The following is a 24,556-nucleotide window of genomic DNA, read 5'->3' as shown; positions in this document are numbered from 1 at the left end:
TTTACTTGAGGAATGGTTTTATGATTAGCGCTAAATACAGAACCGTGGTATTCGCTTTTTTCATGGCATTATTTATGTCTGGTTTTATGTCATTGGTAATTTCAATTTTTAATGTTGGTTTAATTGATAACATAGTTTCTATTTGGTTAGCGGCGTGGGCTTTTGCATTTTGTGTCGCATTTCCTACCGTAATTCTTGTAGCGCCAGTTGTGCATAAGCTCACTACAAAGATTGTGCGCTCGTAACGAAGGGATTATTTTGTCTGTGTCTGATCGGATTAAAAAGCCTCTATACCTGCTTTGTTTTGTCCTGTGTATCACCCCTTTGATTGGTGGTGGTAGTGCCCTAATTTGTGGCGCGATGTTTGCAATTTTGCTCGGTAATCCATTTGCAGAGCTATCCCAAAAGGCAAGTAAATGGATGCTCAAAGCCGCGGTGGTTGGCTTAGGTTTTGCTGTTGATTTTAATCAGGTGATTGAAGTTGGTCGCAGTTCGCTGGTACTGACCATAGTCAGTATTACAGCGATCATTGGTCTTGGTGAAATTTTAACGCAAGTCTTTAAATTAAATCGTAACACAGGTGTATTAATATCATTCGGTACGGCTATTTGTGGAGGCAGTGCGATTGCAGCAATGGCGCCGGTAATTAAAGCTAAAGATCACGAAGTAGCGGTTGCACTTGGTGTAGTGTTTTTATTAAACGGTGTCGGTTTGCTACTATTTCCAACCATTGGTCATTACTTTAGTTTAAGCCAACACCAATTTGGTTTATGGGCAGCGTTAGCTATTCATGATACCAGCAGTGTAGTAGGGGCGTCAGCAGCTTATGGAGCTGTGGCACTAAGTATTGCTACAACAGTTAAGCTCACACGTGCGATGTGGATCATTCCCTACACTACGATTGCAGGTGTCTTTTGGCGCTCAGAAGAAAAGGCCAGCATTCCTTTATTTATTGTTGGTTTTTTAGCTGCTGCATTGATCAATACGTATTTGCCTCAATTTACGGATCTCTGGCAGCTGATCAACACCGTAGCAAAACAACTATTGGTAATGACTTTATTCTTAATTGGCAGTGGCTTATCACTGGCTGTATTAAAACAAGCAGGACTAAAGCCCTTTATAATGGCAATTATTTTATGGATAGTCGTAAGTAGTGTCATTTTGTTATTAATTTTAGATGGATATATCGTATGAAGAAGCAGTTTTCTATCGCCACATTAGCGTGCCTATTAATCAGTGGTTTTTCTAACTCAGCATTGGCCGCGTCATCTTTACGTGTAGCCACGTTTAATGTGAGCATGGATGCAACAAATTATGCTGAAAATGATAAACCCCTTGATGCCAAAGGTTTGGTAAATGCATTACAAAGTGATCATCCACAAATCAAAAATATTGCCGAGATCATTCAACGTATTCGCCCTGACATTTTATTATTAAATGAATTTGATTATGTCAGCAAAGCGCAAGGCATTGATTATTTTAAAACGCACTACCTTGCTAAAAGCCAAAATAAACAGCCCGCTATAGATTATCCGTACAGCTATGTTGGCCCAGTAAACACAGGTTTGAAAACGCCATTTGATCTAGATAATGACGGCCAAGCAACTGGTATTAAAGGGGATGCATTTGGTTTTGGCTTTTTTGAAGGCCATTATGGTATGGCCGTTTTATCTCGCTACCCAATTGATTTTGATAAAATTCGTACCTTACAAACCTTTAAATACAAAGATATGCCAGATGCTAAAATGCCTATTGATCCAACTACAGGTGAAAATTGGTATAACAACGAAGAATGGCAAGCTTTGAGACTCAGTTCAAAATCGTTTTGGGATATTCCGGTTACTGTAAAAGGTAAAACGCTGCACGTTATTGCATCGCACCCAACGCCTCCTGTATTTGATGGTGCTGAAGATAGAAACGGCTTACGTAATCATGATGAAGTACGTTTGATTAAAGATTATATCGCCAGCGCAGATTACCTCTATGACGATCATGGTGTCAAAGGCGGGTTAGCTGAAAAATCACGATTTGTTATAGTCGGAGATTTAAATGCGGCTCCTGAAGGAGATAAAAAACGCCCAGAAACAACGGATCAACTTTTAAAAAATCCATTAATAAACAGCAAATTTACACCAACCAGTAAGGGCGCTAAAACCAGCTACAGTGAAAAGTATGCTGCGGCTTACACTGCAAACTGGCAAGCTCGTGCAGATTATGTTTTGCCTTCAACTTATGGCATTGAAGTCCATGATGGTGGGGTATTTTGGCCAACTAAAAGTAGCGAGTTGTACCGGTTAATTAAAGATCGTAATGCATCGTCAGATCATCGCATGGTGTGGTTAGATATTTCTATAAAGTAACTTGGTTATTAAACAGCAAAGTTTGGCTGTTTGTCTGAAATAATTGCTATTACATAGGTGCTTCTGCTTAAATTGGGGGAATTACAATAACCTTACAGAAGCCCTATGATTTTTAAATCTTCTACTCAAAAAACCTTAATTGCACTTGCCGTCGCGTCCAGCGTTATGTTGTCCGGTTGTCAATCAACCGCATCTACCCCTACAGAGCAACCACAATCAACTGTTGCCAGCGTTGTTGTAACACCTGCAGATACAGGTAGCAGCGCAATCACACTTGAGCAAGCAATGGCTCATCCTGATTGGTTAGGCCGCCAAGCAGAGCGTGCGTTTTGGGCTGCTGATTCAAAAACAGTTGTCTATGCGCAAAAACAACAAGGTAATGAGCTTCGAGACTTATTTGCACAAGCTGTTGATAGCCAAGCTGCAAGCCAAGTAGCGTTAAATAAATTGCATACATTAGGGGCTGATGATGCTGTTTATTCAGCAGATCGTACACAGCAAGCCTATGTATTTGAAGGTAATATATTTGTAAAGAACATTAATACAGGTGCAATTACACAAATTACTCACGACAGTGCTAAACAATCTAAACCACAATTTTTAACTGATGGTAATTTAGCTTATCGTCAAGCAAACTCTTTTTATAAAGTAGATCTGGCAACGGGACTGCAAGCTGAGCTTGTAAATCTTCATTTGAGCGATGCACCAAAAGGAGTTACAGAGCCTGAAACTTACATCGCTAAAGAACAGCATAAACTGATTGATTACATTGCGCTGACCCATAAAAATAAAAAAGATAAACAAGCGCGCAAAGAGCAACTCAACCAGCAAAATAGTTCAATTGCCAATGCTCAGTTTTACTTAGGTAAAGGCAATGAGTTAGCCGATGTGCAGTTATCTCCAAATGGTAAAGCCTTAATTGCTGTTGTCACTGAAGCCAGACCTTGGCGAGATGAAGCCGACATCATGCCAAACTATATTGCTGATAATGCACGGGTAAAAGCTGAAAAAGTACGTCGTCGTGTTGCTGATGAAAAACCACAAACCTCGCAAGTTATCTACATAGATTTAACTGAGCAAACGCAAACAGCACTCGCATTTGATACTTTACCTGGTTTTGATGAAGATGTATTAGCGGCAGTTAAAAAAGAAAACTATGCCCGTGACGGCAAAACATATGAATCTAAAAAAGAACTTCGTGCTATCAACCTAATGATGGATTGGGGATGGGATCAAAGTGCTATCGTCTGGAACAAAGCCGGCACGCAAGTCGCGATTATGCTTGAAGCATGGGATAACAAAGACCGTTGGTTAGCTACTGTTGATACTAAAAATTCCAAACTTGTTTCACAACATCGTTTACACGATGATGCATGGGTTAACTATGCTTATAACGATTTTGGCTGGTTAAATAATTCAGATACCTTGTATTATTTATCTGAAGAAACTGGCTATAGCCACCTATATAAAAAACCACTCAATGGTAAAGCAACACAACTTACCAAAGGCCGGTTTGTCGTATCGAACCTCACACTAACAGATGACGACAGTGCAATTTATTACAAAGCCAATGTTGAGCATCCTGGTCTATATGAAATCTACCGCGTTGATCCACAAACGGCAAAATCAGAGCAAGTAACCAACTTAGACGGTATGACCGACTATAAATTAAGCCCTGATCAAAGCAAATTATTGTTAACACATTCCAAAATCATGGCTCCACCAGAGTTATATGTTGCTGATGCAAAAGCGAATACAACTGCAACGCAGCTAACTCATACAGTATCGAGTGAATTTTTAGCAAAACAATTAATTGCGCCTAAAATTGTTGCGGTACCGTCAAGTCATACCAAACAACCGGTATACGCAAAAGTGTATTACCCAGCAGACTATGTAGAAGGTGAGAGCGGCAAAAACCGCAAAGCGATCATTTTTAACCATGGCGCAGGTTATCTACAAAACTCACACATGGGTTGGTCAGGTTACTTCCGCGAATTTATGTTTCATTCATTACTAGCCTCTGAAGGTTATGTAGTGATGGACATGGATTATCGCGCATCAAAAGGTTATGGACGTGATTGGCGTACGGCGATTTACCGTCAAATGGGTACCCCAGAAATTGAAGATTTAGCCGATGGTGTTAAATGGATGGCTGAAAATGCCAATGTTGATACCGGTGCTGTGGGTACATATGGCGGCTCTTATGGTGGCTTTATGACCTTTATGGCGTTATTTACTCAGCCTGATTTATTTCAAGCAGGGGCTGCGCTTCGTCCAGTTACCGATTGGGCACACTATAATGGTCCATACACATCAAACATTTTAAATCACCCAGATGTTGATCCAATTGCGTATGAAAAAAGTTCGCCTATATATTATGCGCAGGGACTTAAAAACCGCTTATTGATCAACGCCCCTATGGTTGATAATAATGTGTTTTTCCAAGACTCAGTACGCTTAGTACAGCGTTTAATTGAGCTTGAAAAAGAAAACTTTGAAACGGCTATATTTCCAGTCGAACCACATGGTTTTGTACAGCCTTCTAGTTGGTTAGATGAATACCGTCGTATTCATAAACTATTTAAAGAAAGTTTATAAGCACTAAATTTTTAGACAACGCCAAGCTTATGCTTGGCGTTTTTTTATATAATTTATCAGCAGTGGCGTTGCGAGTACTATTCCGCCAATTGCACCTATTAAGTGAGCATCAACAGCAACCCGAGAGGCAATTAATTTACTCACTTCAGCACTGGGGCCATGAAATTGTTCATAAGTAATTTTAAGCCAAATACCGATAAACAATAAACCGCCGCTTTTCATGCCAACTTCAATATCTTTGATTGCCCCCCATACAATGACACCATGCAGTAGTGCACTCAATCCGGTGTAAATGTGAATGTCAGGACAAAAAAAGTAAACCCCAATACCGCACCAAGCAGCCAAAAACAAGGTGTGCAATGCATATTGCGTCGGTTTTGTATACTCAGCATGTAACGCCCATATCAGTACGATACCGGCACAATTTAATGCTAAGTGCGCCCAGTTAGCATGCACATATTGGCTCGTGATCAAACGCCAAACTTGGCCTTGGTCAATGAGCTGGCGATTAAACTCTAAAACATCATTTAAATTAAACGCTGCAAATAGGGCGCTTAATGCCATTAAACACAGCGGGGGTAAAATATATCGGGGTTGAAGTGGTAAATTGACCATTTTATTCTTATTTTTACAGCAAAATTTTGCATATTGTGCCCGTTTAACTTTAAGATGCCAAACATCTCAATGCAATTAAGGTCTTTTTATGTTTTTACCTTTTAAAACCAGCGTCGTCTTTAGTTTAACTCTTCTCACTTTACCTGTTTTAGCCACTCAAACACCACGAGAAGTACGCGAGCCAGAAGCCGCCACTGGCCATCAACTTAAGCAACATGTCACCGGTCAGCAGTATATGGTTGCTGCGGCAAACCCCTATGCTGCTAAAGCAGGACAAACCATACTCGCTAAGGGCGGCAGTGCAGTCGATGCTGCCATTGCAACGCAATTAGTCTTGACCTTGGTCGAGCCGCAATCATCAGGAATTGGTGGTGGGACTTTTATGCTGTATTTTGACAAAGGTCATAATAAGCTAACCAGCTTTGATGGCCGCGAAACAGCGCCAAGTAATGCTGACGAAACATTGTTTTTAGATGAAAAAGGTAACGCGGCACCTTGGATTGAAGCAGTGGTTGGCGGCCGTTCAGTGGGTGTACCTGGTTTATTGCATGCCTTCTCTAAAGCGCATCAACAATATGGCAAACTTGCATGGGCGGAACTGTTTAAACCGGCCATAGAACTTGCTGAACAAGGATTTGTAGTATCGCCGCGTTTACATGCTTTATTAGCCAAACAAATAAATCCTGGGGTGACAACACTTCCAGTGATCCGTGATTATTTTTTTCCAGATGGTAAACCGCTTGCTGTTGGTACTGTTAAAACGAACCAACCACTTGCTGAAGTTTACAAAAAAATCGCCAGTAAAGGCATTGATGCTTTTTATAAAGGCGATAACGCTAAGCAAATGGTTGCTGCGGTCACTCATTCTATTGTTGCGCCAGGCACTTTAGCATTAACCGATCTAGCTAATTATCAAAGTAAACAACGTGACGCAGTTTGCACCCCGTACCATAGCTATAAAGTATGTTCTATGGCACCACCGAGCAGTGGCGGAGTCGCGGTGTTACAAATTCTCGCTTTGCTTGAAGATAAGAACATGGGTCAATTTAAAGCTAATTCGGCACAAGCCCTGCATTATTTTAGCCAAGCATCGCGACTCGCTTTTGCGGATCGTAATGTGTATATGGGCGACCCCGATTTTGCAGATATTCCTACTAATGAGCTACTCGATAAACGCTATATCGAGCAACGGACAAAATTAATAAGTGAGCGAGACGAAAAAGCCTATGCAGGGCAGCCTCGTCCATTACTAAGTTACGCACAAGATGATGCGTATGAATTGCCATCTACTACCCATGTATCTATTGTCGACAGTGAAGGGAACGCGGTATCAATGACCAGCTCAATAGAAATGGCGTTTGGTTCAACGGTTATGGTGAACGGTTATATATTAAACAACCAATTAACCGACTTTGCCTTGTCGCCGCGCAAAAACGGCAAATTATTAGCCAACCGTGTTGAAGCAGGTAAACGTCCGCGCAGCTCAATGTCACCGGTGATGGTGTTTAATAACGATGGCAGTTTACGCTTAGTGGTCGGCTCACCTGGCGGTAGCCGAATTATCGACTATGTCGCGCAAGTGGTTATTGGCGTACTAGATTGGCAACTAACTGCTCAACAAGCCATTGACTTGCCAAGAATTACTAATCGTAATAATAATTACACTAGTATTGAAAAAGGCACCGCTATCGAGGCGATTATTCCTGATTTACAAAAGCGGGGTCATACAGTAAAAGTGGTCGATTTAAACTCTGGCTTGCATGCGGTTGAAGTCGTCAATGGCACTTTATTTGGTGCCGCAGATCCTCGCCGCGAAGGGATCGCTTTAAGTGAGCAAAGTATTGTTCTTAAAGAGCACGAAATGCCAGTGAATAAGCCTTAATTGACATCGTGATTTAATGTACAATCTACTTTTACGTGTGTGTTAAGCACACACGTCTTATTTTCTCCTAATGGTCTGACAAGATTGAATATCATTGCTTTTTAATATTCAACAGTAATAATGACAGATCGTAACTTAAAGACTTCGTTAAGCTTGGACTTATGACTACAAATACTGACCCAAATTATCTTTATATTCATCACTCAGGCCCTGGTCTGATCGAAACGCCACTCTTAAATAAAGGCAGTGCATTTACTCAAAAAGAGCGTGAAAGTTTCAACCTTGCGGGATTACTGCCTCCACGCTATGAAACGATTGAAGAGCAGGTTGAACGTTGTTATCAACAATATTCAAGTTTTAAAGACAACCTAAATAAACACATTTATTTACGCGCCATCCAAGATAACAACGAAACACTTTACTACCGTTTAGTGCGTGACCATCTTGAAGAAATGTTGCCTATTATTTACACCCCAACGGTGGGTGATGCCTGTGAAAAATTCTCAGATATTTATCGTAGCGCGCGCGGTTTATTTATCTCTTATGAAGATCGTTATCAAATCGATGATATTTTACGTAATGCGACCAAAGGCAAAGTAAAAGTTATCGTTGTTACCGATGGTGAACGTATTCTTGGTTTAGGCGACCAAGGTATTGGTGGCATGGGTATTCCAATTGGTAAACTATCACTTTATACCGCCTGTGGTGGCATAAGCCCAGCCTATACGCTACCGGTTATGCTTGATGTAGGAACGAATAACGAAAAGTTATTAAACGATCCTATGTATATGGGTGCTCGCCATAAACGTATTGCACAAGATGAATACGATGAATTTTTAGATCTATTTATTAAAGCCGTTAAGCGTCGTTGGCCAAATGTGTTATTACAATTTGAAGACTTTGCACAGCCTAATGCGATGCCTTTATTAAAACGCTACCGTGATGAAATTTGCAGTTTTAATGATGATATTCAAGGCACAGCAGCGGTTACAGTTGGTTCGTTGCTTGCTGCATGTCGTGTGAAGAATGAACAATTATCAGAACAAAAAGTAGTGTTTGTAGGCGCAGGCTCCGCAGGTTGTGGTATTGCCGAGCAAATCATTACGCAAATGGTGTCGGAAGGTATTTCTGACGAACAAGCTCGCAGCCAAGTTTTCATGGTTGATCGTTTTGGTTTGTTAACTCAAGGTATGGAAGGACTGCGCGACTTCCAGCAAGCACTTGCTCAACCTACAGATAAATTAGCTGATTGGACATACAGCGGTGAATACGCATCATTGCTAGATGTGATGCACTGCACAGCTCCTGATATTCTCATTGGTGTATCAGGGCAACCTGGTTTATTTACTGAGCAAGTTATTCGCGCCATGCATAATGGATGCGAACAGCCCGTTATTTTCCCGTTAAGTAATCCATCTAAGCAAGTTGAAGCACTGCCGGAAGATGTGATCAATTGGACACAAGGCAAAGCGATTGTTGCAACTGGCAGCCCATTTGCACCGGTTGTTTATGACGGTGAAACATTTGTAATCCCACAATGTAATAACAGCTATATTTTCCCTGGTATTGGTTTAGGTGTTATTGCGGCGAAAGCCACCCGTATTACTGATGCAATGCTCATGGTGTCGAGTGAAATATTAGCAGAATCATCACCTCGGGCTAATACCGGTAAAGGGAGTTTACTACCTGCACTAACAGAAATTGAAACACTGAGTAAACGCATTGCTTTTGGGGTGGCTAAAAAAGCCATCGAAGAGGGGGCAGCGCTTGAGATCAGCGATGATATGTTATGGGCGGCAATTGACAGAAATTACTGGTTACCAAAATACCGTAATTACAAACGTTGTAGTATCTAAGTGATCACTGCTGATTAACTAGTAAATTATCTAGAAACAGGCTTCGGCCTGTTTTTTTATGCTTGTTCATTTTAAATTAACCGCGTACGGTATCTAATAACGTTATTAAAACTATTAAGGATATGTATGCGTTATTTACCATTGTTAGCCGCGACTCTAAGTTTCAATGTATTTGCAGCCAGTACACCAGATGCCCCACACATTTACATTCAAGGCCAAGCGCAAATCTCCACTATTGCCGATAATGTAAAGTTAGGCGTTGCAATTGTTGAAGTTGATAAGGACTTGATGAGCGCTAAACAAAAAGCTGATCAAACTATGGCTAAAGCGATTAAATTAGCAAAGCAGCAGGGGATTGATGAAAAAAGTATTTATGGTTCACAAATCTCAATTAACCGAGAAAATCAATACAACCGTGAAACAGGTAAACAAGACTTTATTGGTTACCGAGTTAGTCGCACACTTTCACTCACACTGACGGATGTAACAAAATATCCATTACTGCTGCAAAGTTTAGTGAACGCAGGCATTAATGAAATAAATCAAACTGAGTTCACATCGAGTCGTTACGAGTCATTGCAAAAGAAAGTGCAAAAAATGGCAATTGCAGATGCAAAATCAGCGGCAAAAGAATTTGCAGCTGAATACGACGTAGAACTCAAAGGTTTGTATAGTGCTTCAAATGCCCCTATGAACGTATCAGCTCAACCTTACATGCGTGCTGAAAAAACCATGTTGTCAGACAGTAATTCTGGCAGTTTCGTACCTGATGCCTATCATGCTGGCGAAATCACAATCTCAGCAGACAGCTATGCAATTTATCTAATTAAAAATTAACACTCAACTCATTGGTGGCGAAATTTCGCCACCAATTTATCTCCCATTTCAGGGGAGATCCTCGCGATAGCATTAAGCATATTAATTATTTGCTCGCGATCATACTGATTACTAATATTCTCATTTACATCATCGATAATAGCATCTAAATAAGTAAATAGACTCTGCGCTGCTTTACTGTTCTGGTGGGTTCTGAACAAAATGTTTTTGAACGCTTCGAGTACATTATTCATCACATAACCATCACTTTTTGCATAGTTGCGGATTGGCGTGAAGTTATCATGCAATAATTCATCAAATGATGTTTCATGGAAATATAACAGTGGCTGTTTATCATCACTATGTTTTAAAGAGTAATTAACGTTATAAATGCTTAATCGATCAATGAGTAAAATACTGAGCATATCGATCGCCTTTACCGCAGTACCTGGATCGTTAATACCTGGGCTCATCGCTTTCACTGCAATCTCTGAAATCTGTGTCATTCCAAACCTATAATTGTCACTTACATATTCTTCGATATAAAAAATAAAGCAATTAAGTAGATCTTCAAGGAGTTGCACGTTATCAGATAAATCATGATTACATTTTAAAAACGGATAGCCTTCAACAGTAAAAAAACCCTGCTTAACTACAACATAAATTTTTATATCATGTTGTTGGCAAAGGGCACATAGTTTATCGCTATTCACGCCTTTAAAGTAACCTTCTGTTTTACTTGAAATACTCGACCAATCGTCAAAGTTAGGAAATACATCGATAGGGTTATCTTTTTGCATGCTAATAATCGATTTCAATTCATTTTTAGTATTCTTATATAAGTCGTTTAATACGTTATCGACTTGAATAGCCCTTGAAATTGAATGGATGAAAAATACAAAAAAGCCTAACGATATCAGGCCAAAAACAAGTGAAAAAAGTATGCCCAATGAAGGAATTCCTATTTCACCATTATCCATAGTACGGATGTTGATCAGCATAACGATTGAAAAAATAATACTGCCGAGATAAAAACCCAAAACAAGTTGATGTGATTTACGCGTTATAAGCCCCGGTAATACTCTTGGTGATAGACTTGCGCTGGCACTATTTAGTACCACCATAACCATAGAAAAACTAAAAACAGTTAGCGAAATAATACTACCCGTTAATGTACTTAGAATCGTTCGTGCATTTTCTTCGCTATCAACCAATAGTACCTCAAGCAGCGACTTAAGCTCCATAACAAAAGAGGTGTACTCTGTTGTGGTAACAAGTACTGCAAACAATAAAAATATCACCGATAATAACGATGGATAGAAACCAATACTACTGACTAATTCTCGGTAATTATCGGCAAATTTTCGCGGAGTAAACATATATGAACCCTAAGATGACTTAGTTGTTGCACCAACAACAGCTAGTTTATGCAGTAAGCTTAACAACAAACTTTGTTGCAGGTCTAATTATTAATAGTAACAGTGCCAATAGGAACGTATTTTTTGTCCGCTGCAGGTTTAAAATCTATAATATATGGGCTTCTAATCGCGGGCGGTAAGATGTTGTTACTTTATTTATATTTCATCATGATTAATCGGATAAATAGTAAACGCCATTGATACTGTACTGGTTGATTATCATTTGTTATTTAAATAACAATAGTTGTATAGTACTACCAATAATTAGGGAGACTTGGTAATACACAAGTTTTTATAAACACTTAGATAAAAATTAGGTTTATTGTGATTGTATCTTTATATGCTGCTTTATTAGCACTTTTTTATATTTATTTAACGATGAACGTAGTTAAAGTTCGTCGAGCTGAACGAATTTCACTTGGTGATGGTGGTAATCAACAACTGCAATGCGCCATGCGCGCGCATGGTAATTTTATTGAGTATGTTCCTCTTGCAATTATTTTATTGTTTTTAGTCGAGTATCAAGGTTTAGCCAGTCATTATTGCCACGCATTTGGGGCAGCATTACTGATAGGGCGCGTATTTCATAATTTGGGTATTGTCGATAAAAATCTCCGCTATCGCCAAATTGGCGCGCTAACAACCTTCTTAATAATAGTGTTAAATGCGTTTATCTTATTACTTACACGCCTTTATTAAATGTCAGAGAGAATCTTTATAATTGGCCTACCTCGTACGGGCACAACCAGTGTATGCCATGCATTTTTACAACTTGGTTTTAGTTGTGCCCATACAGCCTATACCAAGCAATGTTTTAACCAAGCGCAAGTGATCGCTGACACCCCAATTTTTAATGATTACGAATATTTAGATTCACTTTATCCAGGTGCTAAATTTATCTATTTAGAGCGAGAAGCAGATAAATGGCTGCCTTCAATTCGCCAATTATTACTGAGAATGCACACCAACTTGATGCGAGCGGATGGGGGGTTCAACCCTCATATTAAGCGTTGTTATCTGCATACCTTTGGCCGTTTTTCTGTTGATGAGTTACACAGTGATGCCTATTTGCAACAATGCTATGAGCAACACAAAAGTGCTGCGCATAACTATTTTGCTAAGCGAACAGCTGACTTTTTATCAATAGATATCGCCCATCCAAACAGTTTTAATCAGCTTTGTGATTTTTTGCAATTACAAACTGAACTGACAGAGTTTGAAAAAATGAATATTGGTGGCAAAGTAACAGCTTGGAATGCAGTAAAACATCCACTAAAAGTTGCTTCAACAGCAAATGGTAAAATCGATAAATATCTATACCCATCGTCTTGATAGGAAGTAACTACTCAAGGTGATTAAAAATTATTGCTGTAACAAGATTTTGTAGTTCAATTGCGTTAAAATCTCGCCATTAGTTTTTAGGTAAAATATTTATGTTCGAATTAAAATACCACACTCCATTTGCATGGACCGAAGCTGTGATGGCAGACTTTGACACCTTTTTACAAGATCATGCCGCTGCAGAAAAAAAAGCATCCGGTATGGCTATGTCGATGTTGTCGCATTATCCAGATCGCCGCAAGCTTGTAAAAGCAATGACAGATTTAGCACTGGAAGAAATGATCCACTTTAAACAAGTATTAAAGCTACTGCTTGATCGTGATGTTAACTTAGGCAACGACCAAAAAGATCCGTACGTGAAACAAATTCGCGCGATTTTTAGAAATGGCCGCGACGAGTTCTTAATGGATAGATTATTAGTCGGTGCCGTAATTGAGGCGAGGGGACACGAGCGTTTCTCTTTAGTTGCACAAGCATTACCAATCGGCAAAGAAAAAGATTTTTATGTGGCAATAGCTAAATCGGAAGAAAAACATAAGAACTTATTTGTCGAGCTGGCTTATGAATATTTTGATAAAAATGAGGTCGATGCACGATTAGAAGAAATTCTTATCGCTGAAGCTGAAATATGTAAAAACATTCCATTTACTGCAGCGCTGCATTAAACATATGGGCACTAGCTGGTAATTTTATTTATCTAGTGCCTAACTGTAAGTTACTAACTTATCAACGTTTTAAAATTTTTGATTAATTCACTTAACTCAACAATTGTAGGGCTCCCGCCTAAGTAATTGGTATCAATATGGTACGTATTTTCGATCCAATATGGCTTAGCGGTTGCGTTATGTCCATGAATAGAGAACAGCACGCCAAGGTTTTGAACCAGTTTTTTACTCTGCGTTATTTGTCTATCCCATAATAAGTCACTGATCAGTTGAGCATTTACTTTCATAGGTTGCTGCCAATCCCAACATGTAGCTAAAGTATGCGACAAACCAATTTTTTCGCCTTGGTAGTTCAATAAAATTGATAGTGGGCACGATATTAATTTATTACAGGCATTTAGTAGGCTATTTTTATCACTATGTTTGTGCCATAGACCGCCATTTTTTATCCATAAGTCATACGCTTGTTGATCTTTAGCAAGTGCCTCGAGCATCATATGCTCATGGTTACCCAAGACCATATAGACACCCAACTGTGAAAAGGTATCTAACAACTTTAAACTATCATTGCCACGGTCGATAACATCACCTAATGAAATTAGTACATCAGCGTGCGGATCAAAACTTACTGAATGGATGGCTTGTAGAAATTTATTATAATCAGCATCTAAATCACCAATCACAAACACACGTTTATCATCCGGAATATCAATAACTTTATTAGGGGACGCATACCGTATTTTATTCGTGCTAATTCCCATCAAAACAAATTACTCCTGTGATTTTACTAATTCTTCATACGATAACATTGTAGCTATGTAAGCTAAAACAATTTATAAATAAGCGAAGTGTTTACTGGTCATAAATAATCAAGCCGTAGTTCACGCTTAAAAAGTCGCTACCAGATAGTCAGCAATAAAAAACGCATCTTACGCTAGGGCACTTGCCTGTGAATATACTAAACGAGCTGTCACGTACAATTGAGCAAATACACGAACGAATGATCGTAGAGCTAGGACCATAGTTCAACCATATAGTTGTGTGTAAATGAGCAATGCTCAAAGTCAGCTAATATAAAACAGATTTAAAGTGCGCTTAGAATCAAAGTTAAACGACCAGCCTTAACAATTAGTTATGTGTGAGTTAGGTATTTGAAATTGATGTAACTGATTTAATCTAAATTTGCATGCAAGTAGGGAAAATAGCGTTTATTAATCACGGTAATTAGGTTGTTACTTATAAAACCCACTCTATTTAACATAATATAAATTATAGGTTATTAATTAATTATCTAAGCTGGGGTGTGTTTATATGGGTGTTAAGTCCAATACTAGACGGTATCGGACTTAGTGGTGGTTTATTTCAATAATACAGTTTAATTCGAGTATCTTTCTTGAGCTTCATTATCGCTTAGCATAGTATTAAAAATACAATTTAAGCTGTATCACAAGAAGTAAACAATATGGAATTTGTGCGCCCGTTAGAACCAATCCTAATAATTGATGATGTTCAAGATATACGTGACTACTTAAATCAGATCTTAACTGAGTTAGGTTTTGAAGATATTCTTGAAAGCAGAGATTTTGAATCGGCTAAAACGTTGATTGATGAAAAATCCCCGAATGTTATCTTTCTCGATATTGAACTGCCCGATACCGATGGTACAGAAATTCTTGAATACTTAAATGACAATTACCCACATACACATGTTGTCATGTGCTCTGGCCATAACAGCCTCGAAAATGTTCAAAATACTTGGGAACTAGGTGCTAAAGGTTTTATTGCAAAACCATTTAATGCTAAAAAAGTTGATACGGTCATGAAACGCCTCGAACTCATTTAATGTAATTTATCAACCTACAAGGTTACTATGAAACAGTCCGTACAAGCGATCATTGATGATTTATCTCAGGTTATTTTTGGCAAACAGCAACAAATAAAACTCGCGTTAACCTGCTTATTTAGCCAAGGTCATTTATTAATTGAAGATTTGCCAGGTATGGGTAAAACCACTTTATCGCATGCACTTGCTGCGGTATTAGGTTTATCATATCAACGAGTGCAATTTACCAGTGATTTATTACCCTCAGACATACTGGGCTCAAGTATTTTTAATGCCAATGAGCATAAATTTACTTTTCATAAAGGGCCTATCTTCAGTCAAGTTGTTTTAGCGGACGAAATAAATCGCGCAGGTCCAAAAACACAAAGCGCTTTATTAGAGGCAATGGAAGAAAACCAAGTTACTATGGATGGTGATAAACATGCCCTACCAACACCATTTTTTGTTATAGCAACTCAAAACCCTTTATATCAATCAGGTACTTATCCTTTACCTGAATCTCAATTAGACCGTTTTTTTATGCGTATTAGTTTGGGTTTTCCACCTAAAGAAGCTGAACGTAAACTCATTTTAGGCCAACATAATCGTGATTATGCACACTTACCTGTACGTATCGATACACAACAATTAATTGAAATACAAAATAAAGTAAGTGCTGTTATGTTAAGTGAACCGGTTGTTGATTATATTTTGGCGCTTGTATCTGCTACCCGAAATAACAGCCAATTTGCTAATGCGTTATCTCCACGGGCCAGTATTGCAGTTGGCAAAGCCGCGAAAGCATGGGCGTTTATTGATGGTCGTGACTTTGTTACCCCTGATGATGTGCAAACTATTTTTGCTAGTGTTAGCGAACATCGTTTAGGTCTGCAGCATGATGTTAGCTCACAACAGATCAAACAATTAATAAATACTGTTGATGTGCCACTTTAAGGTATGAACAATAAAACAGGAAAGCGCCCTACTTTTTGGTTTCAGTTTAAAGCTAAGGTTTTCAAGCTATTACTAAGAAATAAACATAATACCGAACATCTTACCTTAACGCATAACACAATATATGTTTTGCCATCAAAATTGGGCGTGAGCTTTTTAGTGGTTACTATGCTTAATTTTATATTAGGCATTAATTATCAGAATAATCTGATTTTAGCGATGGCTTATTTAATGCTTGTAGTAATGATATTTTCGCTACTTATGGGTTATAGCAATCTTAAAGGATTAAAAATTGATTATAAAAATCATATAGCTAGCTATGCTCCCTGCTCTGCATTATTAGAGCTGCAACTAAAAACCGAAAAAAAATGTCAATCATTGCAGTTTATTTATGAAAATAAAACCCTCACAACCGTTGATGAAATAACCAGTCAAAAGCAAATAGTTAATTTAGATTTAGGATTAAAAGAACGTGGTGAATACCCCTTGCGCCGATTAAAAATAATCAGCAAGTACCCGTTTGGATTAGTATCGGTATGGAGCTACATGCAATTAGCACATACGGTATTTGTCTACCCGCAACAACTCAAACCATTGCATGAAGCTAGTTTGCAAAATAACCACAACACTGATGATGGCCTGCATAAAAACAGCCATGGTAGTGATGAATTTGATGGTTTAAATATTCATCAAACTGGTATGAATATGAAACGAATATCATGGAAACATTACGCAAAAACTCAGCAATTAATGGTAAAAGAGTTTGTAAATTATTCAGCCCAAAGTGTTGTTTTTGATTTTAATCAGTTACAAGGAAATACCGAATCCCGCCTACAACAATTAAGCTATTTAGTAACTCAGGCTTACTCACAAGGCGTTAGTTATGGCCTGCAATTAGAAGCAGGACTATACGCGATCAGTGATACCAAAGAACATTGTAAACAGTGTTTAGAAGCACTAAGCCGTTTTGCAAAGGATGAAAATGAAAGTCACTGATAATTTAACCGCGATCAATTTGTCGTTATCTATTGTTTATATTTTAGTGCTGAGTTTTATTTTTACTGAGTTACCTCCTCTATTTAATACATTATTAGCTAGTTTGTGTATTTGGAATCTAGCCGTTACCTTATTGAAAAGAAATAAACCCACTGCCATATTAGCAAATACTTTGGCCGGTTTGAGTCTATTGATCTTGTTTTATGACGTAGGTTTTAGCGATACGGTGACTTTATTTGTTGCGATGCTGATCCTCTCTAGCTTATTTAAATTACTGCAAGCCAATACAAAAAAGCATTATCAAACTATCATTTTGTTAAGTTTTTTTAGTCTCTCAACAGTATATCTATTTTCTCAGAGCTTATTTGCTACGCTAGTAATTAGCATGCTATATATTTTAAATTTTGCGCTTTTAGCGCTGATTGAATCTAAACATAGTTTAAAAATTGCAGCTAAAGACAGCTGCAAACTTTTGTTGCTAGCACTACCTTTAGCGATATTTTTATTATTATTGTTACCGAAACTTCCCGCATTTTGGCAATTACCGGGGCCAAAACTCGCTAAAACCGGTTTGTCAGAAAGTGTTGATCCATTTGATATAGCCAAACTGTCTAATTCAGATGAGTTAGTATTTCGAGCTAAATTTGATCAGCAAAAGCCATCTTCCCCCTATTACTGGCGAGCGATTATACATGATGAGTTTGATGGTAAACGCTGGTTAATATCGGACATTTTAAAAAGCCAGCAAGTAATTGACCAAATCACCTCAGCTGAACGTGGTGAACCATTATATAGTTATCAAATTTTCGCAGAGCCTGGCGCTAAGCCTTGGCTTTATGGTTTACAGTTTGCCGACTCGGCCCATCAAGATGTAAAAACAACCAGCAATGGATTACTACTGCGGAAACGTTTTTTAGCTAATAGTATCAGCTATACAGCCCAGAGTTATGCTTTTAGCTTGGCTGAACTCTCTCGCTCTGCACACTATCAAAACGTGCAGCTTAGTTTATTAGCTAAAGAGACTAATTTACAGTCGCAGTCTTTAGCTAAACGTCTGTATGAACAACATAATAACGATGATCAGGCTTTTTATTCAGCACTGGATGACTACTTTGCCAATAATAACTTTAGCTATACCTTAACGCCGGATCCAATTACCGGTAACAACACCCTTGACCAGTTTTTATTTGCTAATAAACGTGGTTTTTGTGGCCATTATGCCAGCACGGCTGCATTTATGTTTAGAAGTGTTGGTATTCCTGCCCGCGTTGTTTCGGGGTACTTAGGTGGTGAGTATAATCAACAAAATAGTTATATGAGCATCTATCAATATGATGCCCATGCATGGGTTGAAGTATTTATAAAAAATAAAGGTTGGCAAATTTTTGATGCAACTGCGGTTGTTTCACCTGAACGATTAAACGGATCTTTATCACAGCACTTGCAGCTTAATAGCGAATTTACTAGCAACTTGAGTTTTGGCTTATTACGATTGAGTAATATTGCTGGTATTAACTGGTTAAGGCTTAAGCTTGAAAATCTTGATTACCAATGGACAAATTGGGTGTTAGGTTTTGACCAGCAAAAGCAATCTTCCCTGCTAAAAGAATTATTCGGTAATAAACAGCTTTGGCAAATTTCACTGATCGTGATAGCAACCGTATGTTTAGCCTTTATTTGTTACTTTGTGTATTTGTCTTGGCCTAAAAAGCCAGAATCGCCAGCGCATTCACTCGCAAAAGACTACCTTACTGTTGTGCGTTGGTGTAATAAGCAAGGTATTTCTGCACCGTCAAATCAAACGCCGCTGCAATTTTTAGCATATGCAGCTCAACAGCTGCCTAACAAGCGGACATATATCATGCAATTTGCGCAATTATACTCCGATGTGCGTTATCGCCAGCTAATATTTAGTGCTTATCGTAAAAAACACAGTAAAAATCTGGTAAAATTAATTAAAACAACAACTAAGAGAACTCTATGAATGCAGTCGTGATTGGCGTTATTTTAATGCTTGGCCTTACTTTAGCCCGCGTTAATGTAATTGTTGCTATGACTTTAAGTGCTTTAGTCGCCGGTTTAACCGCCGGACTTAGCTTAAACGATACCCTAAACGCATTTAACGCAGGCCTCTCTGGCGGAGCTGAGATCGCTCTAAGCTATGCAATGCTAGGCGCATTCGCTGTTGCGATTTCAAAATCAGGCTTAACGCGCATTTTAGCTGCAAAACTACTCGCTAAAGTAAATAACAATAGTAGTAATAGCGAAACAAATTTAAGCTATTTTATTTTACTGATAATTTTAGTGTGTGCAATTTCATCGCAGAACCTAGTCCCAGTTCATATAGCTTTTATACCAATTTTGATCCCCCCGCTACTGGTTATATTTAATAAACTAAGGTTAGACAGACGTGCTATTGCCTGTATTTTAACGTTTGGTCTAGCAACCTCATATATGGTTTTACCCTATGGCTTTGGTGGAATTTATTTATACTCGATTTTACATAAAAACTTAGTGGAAAATGGCTTAGAAATCATTAATACCCAAGTACCTATGGCGATGATCATTCCTGCCTGTGGCATGTTAGTTGGATTAATTGTAGCGGTGTTTATCAGTTATAGAAAACATCGAGATTATCAGCATGACGAACATCAAGAGCACGCAACTAATGTGGTTGTAGAACAACCTAAAAAAGTATTGTTAGTCGGTATTACAGCGGTATTAGCCTCTTTAGCAGCACAAAATGTCAGTGGTTCAATGATTTTAGGTGGCTTAGTTGGGGTGATGATTTTTAGTTTGTTTGGCGTAGTTAAGTGGGAGCAAAATAGCGACGTATTTAGTAAAGGCGTAGCAATGATGGCAATGATTGGATTTATAATGATCTCAGCTCAAGGGTTTGCCTCTGTAATGAAAGCGACAGGCGATGTGACTAGCTTAGTACAAAGCGCCGCATTGATTATTGATGGCAACAAACCTTTGGCAGCTGCACTAATTTTATTAGTTGGTTTAATGATCACCATGGGGATTGGCAGCTCATTTTCCACAGTGCCAATAATAGCAACCTTGTTTGTGCCACTGTGCTTAGAGCTTAACTTTTCAATGATGGCAACCGCAGCTTTAGTGGGAACCGCAGGTGCTTTAGGCGATGCTGGCTCCCCTGCTTCCGATTCAACCTTAGGACCAACTTCCGGCTTAAACGCTGACGGTCAGCATGATCATATATGGGATTCAGTTGTGCCTACTTTTATCCACTTTAATATTCCATTACTAATATTTGGCTGGATAGCCGCTATGGTGCTTTAATACCTTGAATGTGAGTAACCAAGCAGAGAATAGATTAAGCCCCCTACTTGGTTACTCAATTATTGTTTTAACGCAGATGCTAAAGATATAAAATAGTGCAATATAGTATGATGTGTTCTTTTTATAAAGCAAAGAAAGCACCATAAAAGTGCTTTCTTAACTTAACAACTCGGTTTAAAAACCATAAATCATCTTATCGCATACAACCGGCGTAGGTCTGTGATTGTCATCGACCGCAACGAATGTAAAACTCCCAGTAATTGCCGAGTGTTTATCATCCCTGTGCATTGTTTCTAAGAATATTTCAACGTCTACTCTTAAACTTGTATTGCCTACATGCACAACTTTTGAGATCAATTCAGCGAAGGTTCCAGCTGGAATAGCTTCTTTAAAATCAACTCTATCTGATGAAATGGTTACCAATGGTTTACGGCAAAAGCGCGTTGCAGCAATAAATGCAACTTCGTCCATCCATGCCAATGCATCACCACCAAACAAGGTATTGTGGTGATTAGTGCGCCCAGGAAATACTGTTTTTGTGACCGAAGTCGTTGAGTCTTTAATACGCTGAGCAATTATTTCTTCACGGTTTACTTGAGTTGTCATGTTCTCTACTTTTGGTTTGCTAATTTATCTAACATCATAAGTGCAGGATCAAGGCGTTCGCCTTTCCAATTAAAACGCCAATCCAGATGAGGGCCAGTTACACGACCAGTCGCACCAATTTCAGCTATTTTATCACCGCGTTTAATGGTATCCCCTACTTTTACATCAAGCTTACTTAAGTGTATGTAGGTAGACGTGACACTGTGGCCATGATCTAAAATTAAAGTTCCACCAGAGTAATAAAGGTCGTTATCAGCAAAAACAACGGTACCACTGACAGGCGCATAAACAGGACTGCCTGTCTTGTTGGCTATATCTAAACCAAAATGTGGCCGACGAGGCTCACCATTAAAATAGCGTTGGCTACCATACACACCCGAAATACGCCCTTGTGCAGGTTTGTAAACTGGATCTAAAAAGTACCTAAGCTCAGAGTCAACTTTTCGGGCATTTCTTACTGCCACAGCTTCGCGGCTGATACGGTCACTTACCGCTTTTGGCGGTGACACATATTTACTTGCCACTCCAGTAATTTTATCAATTTTATAATCACGTTTAGTGATCTCAATCGCTTGTTGATGTTTGACACCGTCTGCATCAACCCAGGCTAATTGATGGGTTAATTTAGCATCACGGCCAAAGCCAAATACAAACTCACCTTGTGCGGTGATTTTTAATGCTTGGCCATTAAAAATAATTGACTTAACCCCATCAATTTGACCCGTCACTAACCCGCCTTGGGTTAAGTGACCTTTTAGCTCCACTGCATCAGCAAAAAAGCTCGCAGTAGCAAATAACGAAACGGCTAATAATTTACGCATAACAAATGGACCCTTTGGCCACACCTTCGTATGCTGTGACTTTTACGTCATTGTCAGGATGCTGCGCTTTAACTTGCTCAGCAAGGTAACCTGCAATACATTCAACCGTAGTATCAATGGGTAAAATATCACACCGTTCTTTACTTATTGCCATTTCAAAATAGCCTTGTGCGGCGGTATAGGCAAAACAGAGGTCATTTTCTTTGGCGCTGATGTGCTGTAGCTGCGGCGCTTGAATTTGATCTTCTGCTGTCGCTAAATAAATATCTTGCCATTTATCAGCCCATTGCTTTTGTAATCGTGGCATTGCAATGCCATCAAGGGCAATACCAATTTGCGAACGGTGACCATGAATAATACGCTGGCAATTACCGTCGTGCTTTTTAAGGCCATGACTATAGTGATAATAAAAACTCTTACTATGCTCTGGCTTTAACTCAATTTCGATTTTATCGATATTGCTTGGTAACTGCGGCATGATTGTAGCAATTAGAAATTCAATAACTGACTGCTCATTAATAACATCAGCATCAATTAAACAAAACGCTTGGTTTGGCGCGCTCATTGCTAAGTGGTGATCATCACCAAAGGTACAATCAAGTGTTGTGTAGTCACCATGGTTTTCAACTTGGCCGTTAATTTGGTTGCCAATGGCCAGTTTGTGATCAATACATTGGTCTATAATGCCTTTGATTTGCTTTTTAACTAAGCCAAAATCAAGCACCATAGACTCTTCATTTAACTTGCCATGCAAGGTTAAATCAACAATCCAGCTCTCGCCAACTGCGCCTCGTTTATTACACAAGTAAGAAAAATCAATTACGGTAAGTGCGTTAACAAAAAGGATCATAAACTTCCTTTATACTGGTTAAAAAATCACGGTAATTATAATGATTTTTGCTAGTAATTGCGCGATTTAATCGTGTAATTAGCATGTTCTTCACCTAAGCGGTGGTATTTCGTGCAAATAAATTATTTTTTTAACTGCTCCGAGTTGTTTAGCGTACAAGTGTACGCTAAAGTACGTGGCAATTTCTAAGCGATGAAAAGTGTTATGGAACCTAAAAATAGTTATACAAAAGAAGATTTGATCCTATGTGGTCAAGGTGAAATGTTTGGAGAAGGCAATTGTCGTCTACCAAGTGACAACATGTTAATGATGGACCGTATCGTCTCAATCACTGATGACGGTGGAGAGCATGGTAAAGGTGAAATCGTTGCTGAGCTTGATATTAACCCTGATCTTTGGTTTTTTGCTTGTCACTTTAAAGGTGATCCAGTCATGCCAGGTTGTCTTGGTTTAGATGCAATGTGGCAACTGGTTGGCTTTTTCCTTGGTTGGTCTGGTGGTCCTGGTCTTGGCCGTGCGCTAGGTGTAGGTGAAGTTAAATTTACTGGGCAAATTTTACCAACAGCAAAAAAAGTGACCTACCGTTTGACCATGAAGCGCGTTATTAAACGTAAATTATTCATGGGGATGGCTGATGGTACTGTTGAAGTAGATGGCCGCGTTATCTACGAAGCAAAAGATTTAAAAGTTGGTTTATTCCAAGATACTAGCGCGTTTTAATTTTGTAATTAAAACCCAGCTACAAAAACGCCGCTGTTTCATAAACAGCGGCGTTTTTGCTTTAATTCAATACTTAAAAATTAGGTTTTATACATATTGCGATTTTCTATCGCTTCGCGCCAACCGCCTAACCACTCTGATTTTGGGTCTACTTGTTGATAAGGGCATAGGTCTTTTGAACGGCCCGCGAGGCCTGCTTTAAAGCCTTGAGAATGAGCTCTTTCTAACCGATCTCTTTTCTGTCTCTTCATAGGTAAATCCTCACCTTTTATATTTATATATTTGTAGTGTTCGTGACATCTACATTTAATGAATAGTTAATAAAACTGTTAAATTCAAATCACAAAAGCAATTAAATAAATTGACTTTAACTAAGCTGCTGATGCAAAAAATGAATTAACATATAAAAAAGTAAAGTGGTCGTACCATCTTCTGTGCGACCCATATATGTACAAAAAATTACGACTATCTAATCACTAACACGCAGTTTCCTGCTCTAATTGTGACTGCGGTTTATGGGTGAAGTTCCTATAAAAAATGTAATTATGACAAATTTATTTCAACTCATTAATAGTAAAGAAGTTTAATTTTTGAACTTATTTCAGACCACTTTACTGCGGCTTACTCGCTCTTAATTAGCCCACATTTCACGTACATTTTTTTAAATTGTTTAATAATTAATCCTTGCAACTATACCCAAACCACCTCAAGATACAGAATTCAGCGTTTCACAGGGGCTTAGTATCAAGGCGTTACTTTGCAACAATGGCAGCCCCTTTTAAGAAGTAACAACGCTGAGAGTAAGTGCCTGTGAAACGCCCAACGGGTTGGTTTAAAAGCGATTTATACTGCGTTATTGATTTTAACAATAGAACCACTATTACTTGCAATCAATGCCTTGCCTAAATCGCTTTTAATTCCAACTGAAACTCG

23 protein-coding genes are annotated in these 24,556 nt (G+C 38.7%); 16 read left to right on the top strand and 7 right to left on the bottom strand.

What is annotated here, in order from left to right; genetic code table 11:
* Nucleotides 1–20 precede the first annotated feature (20 nt).
* From H5232_RS13055 to H5232_RS13040, 4 genes are all read left to right on the top strand, one after another.
* A complete protein-coding gene (locus H5232_RS13055; RefSeq protein ID WP_145233348.1) occupies nt 21–245 on the top strand; it encodes a DUF2798 domain-containing protein in 225 nt (74 codons plus the stop codon).
* 13 nt (nt 246–258) lie between these two features.
* A complete protein-coding gene (locus tag H5232_RS13050) occupies nt 259–1,194 on the top strand; it encodes a putative sulfate exporter family transporter (RefSeq protein WP_220494631.1) in 936 nt (311 codons plus the stop codon).
* Entirely contained in the window at nt 1,191–2,360 is a 1,170-nt protein-coding gene (locus H5232_RS13045) for an endonuclease/exonuclease/phosphatase family protein (RefSeq protein ID WP_182761817.1), read from the top strand. Before H5232_RS13050 ends, H5232_RS13045 begins: the two co-directional genes overlap by 4 nt.
* A gap of 105 nt (nt 2,361–2,465) precedes the next feature.
* Entirely contained in the window at nt 2,466–4,958 is a 2,493-nt protein-coding gene (locus H5232_RS13040; protein ID WP_182831018.1) for a prolyl oligopeptidase family serine peptidase, read from the top strand.
* A gap of 27 nt (nt 4,959–4,985) precedes the next feature.
* On the opposite strand, the gene rrtA is transcribed toward H5232_RS13040, so the two are convergent.
* Nucleotides 4,986–5,573 (bottom strand): rhombosortase, encoded by a 588-nt coding sequence (gene rrtA / locus H5232_RS13035; RefSeq protein ID WP_182831017.1) that lies wholly within the window; start codon nt 5,571–5,573, stop codon nt 4,986–4,988.
* Between the two features lie 88 nt (nt 5,574–5,661).
* On the opposite strand from rrtA, the gene ggt reads away from it, so the two are divergent.
* From ggt to H5232_RS13020, 3 genes are all read left to right on the top strand, one after another.
* Nucleotides 5,662–7,455, top strand: coding sequence for a gamma-glutamyltransferase (gene ggt / locus H5232_RS13030; protein WP_182831016.1), 1,794 nt, complete (start codon nt 5,662–5,664; stop codon nt 7,453–7,455).
* Between the two features lie 161 nt (nt 7,456–7,616).
* Nucleotides 7,617–9,311 carry an NAD-dependent malic enzyme gene (locus H5232_RS13025; protein WP_182718850.1) on the top strand — a complete coding sequence of 565 codons (1,695 nt, stop codon included), beginning with the start codon at nt 7,617–7,619 and terminating at the stop codon, nt 9,309–9,311.
* A gap of 126 nt (nt 9,312–9,437) precedes the next feature.
* On the top strand, nt 9,438–10,148 hold the full coding sequence (locus H5232_RS13020) for an SIMPL domain-containing protein (RefSeq protein ID WP_182831015.1): 711 nt from the start codon (nt 9,438–9,440) through the stop codon (nt 10,146–10,148).
* 8 nt (nt 10,149–10,156) lie between these two features.
* Here the strand turns inward: H5232_RS13020 and H5232_RS13015 are convergent, their stop codons facing one another.
* Nucleotides 10,157–11,506 carry a DUF2254 domain-containing protein gene (locus H5232_RS13015; RefSeq protein WP_182831014.1) on the bottom strand — a complete coding sequence of 450 codons (1,350 nt, stop codon included), beginning with the start codon at nt 11,504–11,506 and terminating at the stop codon, nt 10,157–10,159.
* A 363-nt stretch (nt 11,507–11,869) separates the two neighbouring features.
* On the opposite strand from H5232_RS13015, the gene H5232_RS13010 reads away from it, so the two are divergent.
* The 3 genes from H5232_RS13010 to H5232_RS13000 all read left to right on the top strand — a co-directional run bounded on the left by H5232_RS13010 (nt 11,870) and on the right by H5232_RS13000 (nt 13,551).
* Complete coding sequence (locus tag H5232_RS13010) at nt 11,870–12,244, top strand: MAPEG family protein (protein WP_182718847.1); 375 nt, start codon at nt 11,870–11,872, stop codon at nt 12,242–12,244.
* A complete protein-coding gene (locus H5232_RS13005) occupies nt 12,245–12,877 on the top strand; it encodes a sulfotransferase family protein (protein WP_182718846.1) in 633 nt (210 codons plus the stop codon).
* Between the two features lie 101 nt (nt 12,878–12,978).
* Nucleotides 12,979–13,551 carry a tRNA-(ms[2]io[6]A)-hydroxylase gene (locus H5232_RS13000; protein WP_149981156.1) on the top strand — a complete coding sequence of 191 codons (573 nt, stop codon included), beginning with the start codon at nt 12,979–12,981 and terminating at the stop codon, nt 13,549–13,551.
* 53 nt (nt 13,552–13,604) lie between these two features.
* Here the strand turns inward: H5232_RS13000 and H5232_RS12995 are convergent, their stop codons facing one another.
* Nucleotides 13,605–14,312, bottom strand: a complete 708-nt coding sequence (locus H5232_RS12995; RefSeq protein ID WP_182831013.1) for a metallophosphoesterase — start codon at nt 14,310–14,312, stop codon at nt 13,605–13,607.
* A gap of 701 nt (nt 14,313–15,013) precedes the next feature.
* On the opposite strand from H5232_RS12995, the gene H5232_RS12990 reads away from it, so the two are divergent.
* The 5 genes from H5232_RS12990 to H5232_RS12970 all read left to right on the top strand — a co-directional run bounded on the left by H5232_RS12990 (nt 15,014) and on the right by H5232_RS12970 (nt 20,626).
* Entirely contained in the window at nt 15,014–15,394 is a 381-nt protein-coding gene (locus tag H5232_RS12990) for a response regulator (RefSeq protein ID WP_145233960.1), read from the top strand.
* 27 nt (nt 15,395–15,421) lie between these two features.
* Nucleotides 15,422–16,327 (top strand): MoxR family ATPase, encoded by a 906-nt coding sequence (locus tag H5232_RS12985; protein WP_182718844.1) that lies wholly within the window; start codon nt 15,422–15,424, stop codon nt 16,325–16,327.
* A gap of 168 nt (nt 16,328–16,495) precedes the next feature.
* Entirely contained in the window at nt 16,496–17,323 is an 828-nt protein-coding gene (locus tag H5232_RS12980; protein ID WP_182718843.1) for a DUF58 domain-containing protein, read from the top strand.
* Nucleotides 17,310–19,307 carry a DUF3488 and transglutaminase-like domain-containing protein gene (locus tag H5232_RS12975; protein ID WP_182831012.1) on the top strand — a complete coding sequence of 666 codons (1,998 nt, stop codon included), beginning with the start codon at nt 17,310–17,312 and terminating at the stop codon, nt 19,305–19,307. Before H5232_RS12980 ends, H5232_RS12975 begins: the two co-directional genes overlap by 14 nt.
* Nucleotides 19,304–20,626, top strand: coding sequence for a Na+/H+ antiporter family protein (locus H5232_RS12970; protein WP_145233952.1), 1,323 nt, complete (start codon nt 19,304–19,306; stop codon nt 20,624–20,626). The genes H5232_RS12975 and H5232_RS12970 overlap by 4 nt, the downstream gene beginning before the upstream one ends.
* 174 nt (nt 20,627–20,800) lie before the next feature.
* On the opposite strand, the gene H5232_RS12965 is transcribed toward H5232_RS12970, so the two are convergent.
* The 3 genes from H5232_RS12965 to H5232_RS12955 are packed head-to-tail and all read right to left on the bottom strand — an operon-like array spanning nt 20,801 to nt 22,903.
* The gene (locus tag H5232_RS12965; protein ID WP_064666260.1) at nt 20,801–21,232 is read right to left on the bottom strand and encodes an acyl-CoA thioesterase; all 432 of its coding nucleotides are present in this window, start codon (nt 21,230–21,232) and stop codon (nt 20,801–20,803) included.
* Nucleotides 21,233–21,237: 5 nt separating this feature from the next.
* Nucleotides 21,238–22,053: a M23 family metallopeptidase gene (locus H5232_RS12960; protein WP_182831011.1), complete on the bottom strand. Its 816-nt coding sequence runs from the start codon at nt 22,051–22,053 to the stop codon at nt 21,238–21,240.
* Complete coding sequence (locus H5232_RS12955) at nt 22,046–22,903, bottom strand: 6-carboxytetrahydropterin synthase (RefSeq protein WP_182798336.1); 858 nt, start codon at nt 22,901–22,903, stop codon at nt 22,046–22,048. The genes H5232_RS12960 and H5232_RS12955 overlap by 8 nt, the downstream gene beginning before the upstream one ends.
* A gap of 204 nt (nt 22,904–23,107) precedes the next feature.
* On the opposite strand from H5232_RS12955, the gene fabA reads away from it, so the two are divergent.
* Nucleotides 23,108–23,623: a bifunctional 3-hydroxydecanoyl-ACP dehydratase/trans-2-decenoyl-ACP isomerase gene (gene fabA / locus H5232_RS12950; RefSeq protein WP_182718839.1), complete on the top strand. Its 516-nt coding sequence runs from the start codon at nt 23,108–23,110 to the stop codon at nt 23,621–23,623.
* An 80-nt stretch (nt 23,624–23,703) separates the two neighbouring features.
* On the opposite strand, the gene rmf is transcribed toward fabA, so the two are convergent.
* Complete coding sequence (gene rmf, locus H5232_RS12945) at nt 23,704–23,874, bottom strand: ribosome modulation factor (protein ID WP_016707188.1); 171 nt, start codon at nt 23,872–23,874, stop codon at nt 23,704–23,706.
* Nucleotides 23,875–24,556: the final 682 nt, after the last annotated feature.

The organism is Pseudoalteromonas sp. SG41-5 (assembly GCF_014164495.1).
GTDB lineage: Bacteria > Pseudomonadota > Gammaproteobacteria > Enterobacterales > Alteromonadaceae > Pseudoalteromonas > Pseudoalteromonas rhizosphaerae.
The sequence above is the reverse complement of the archived record's forward strand: the minus strand, read 5'-3'. Positions and strand labels throughout refer to the sequence as shown.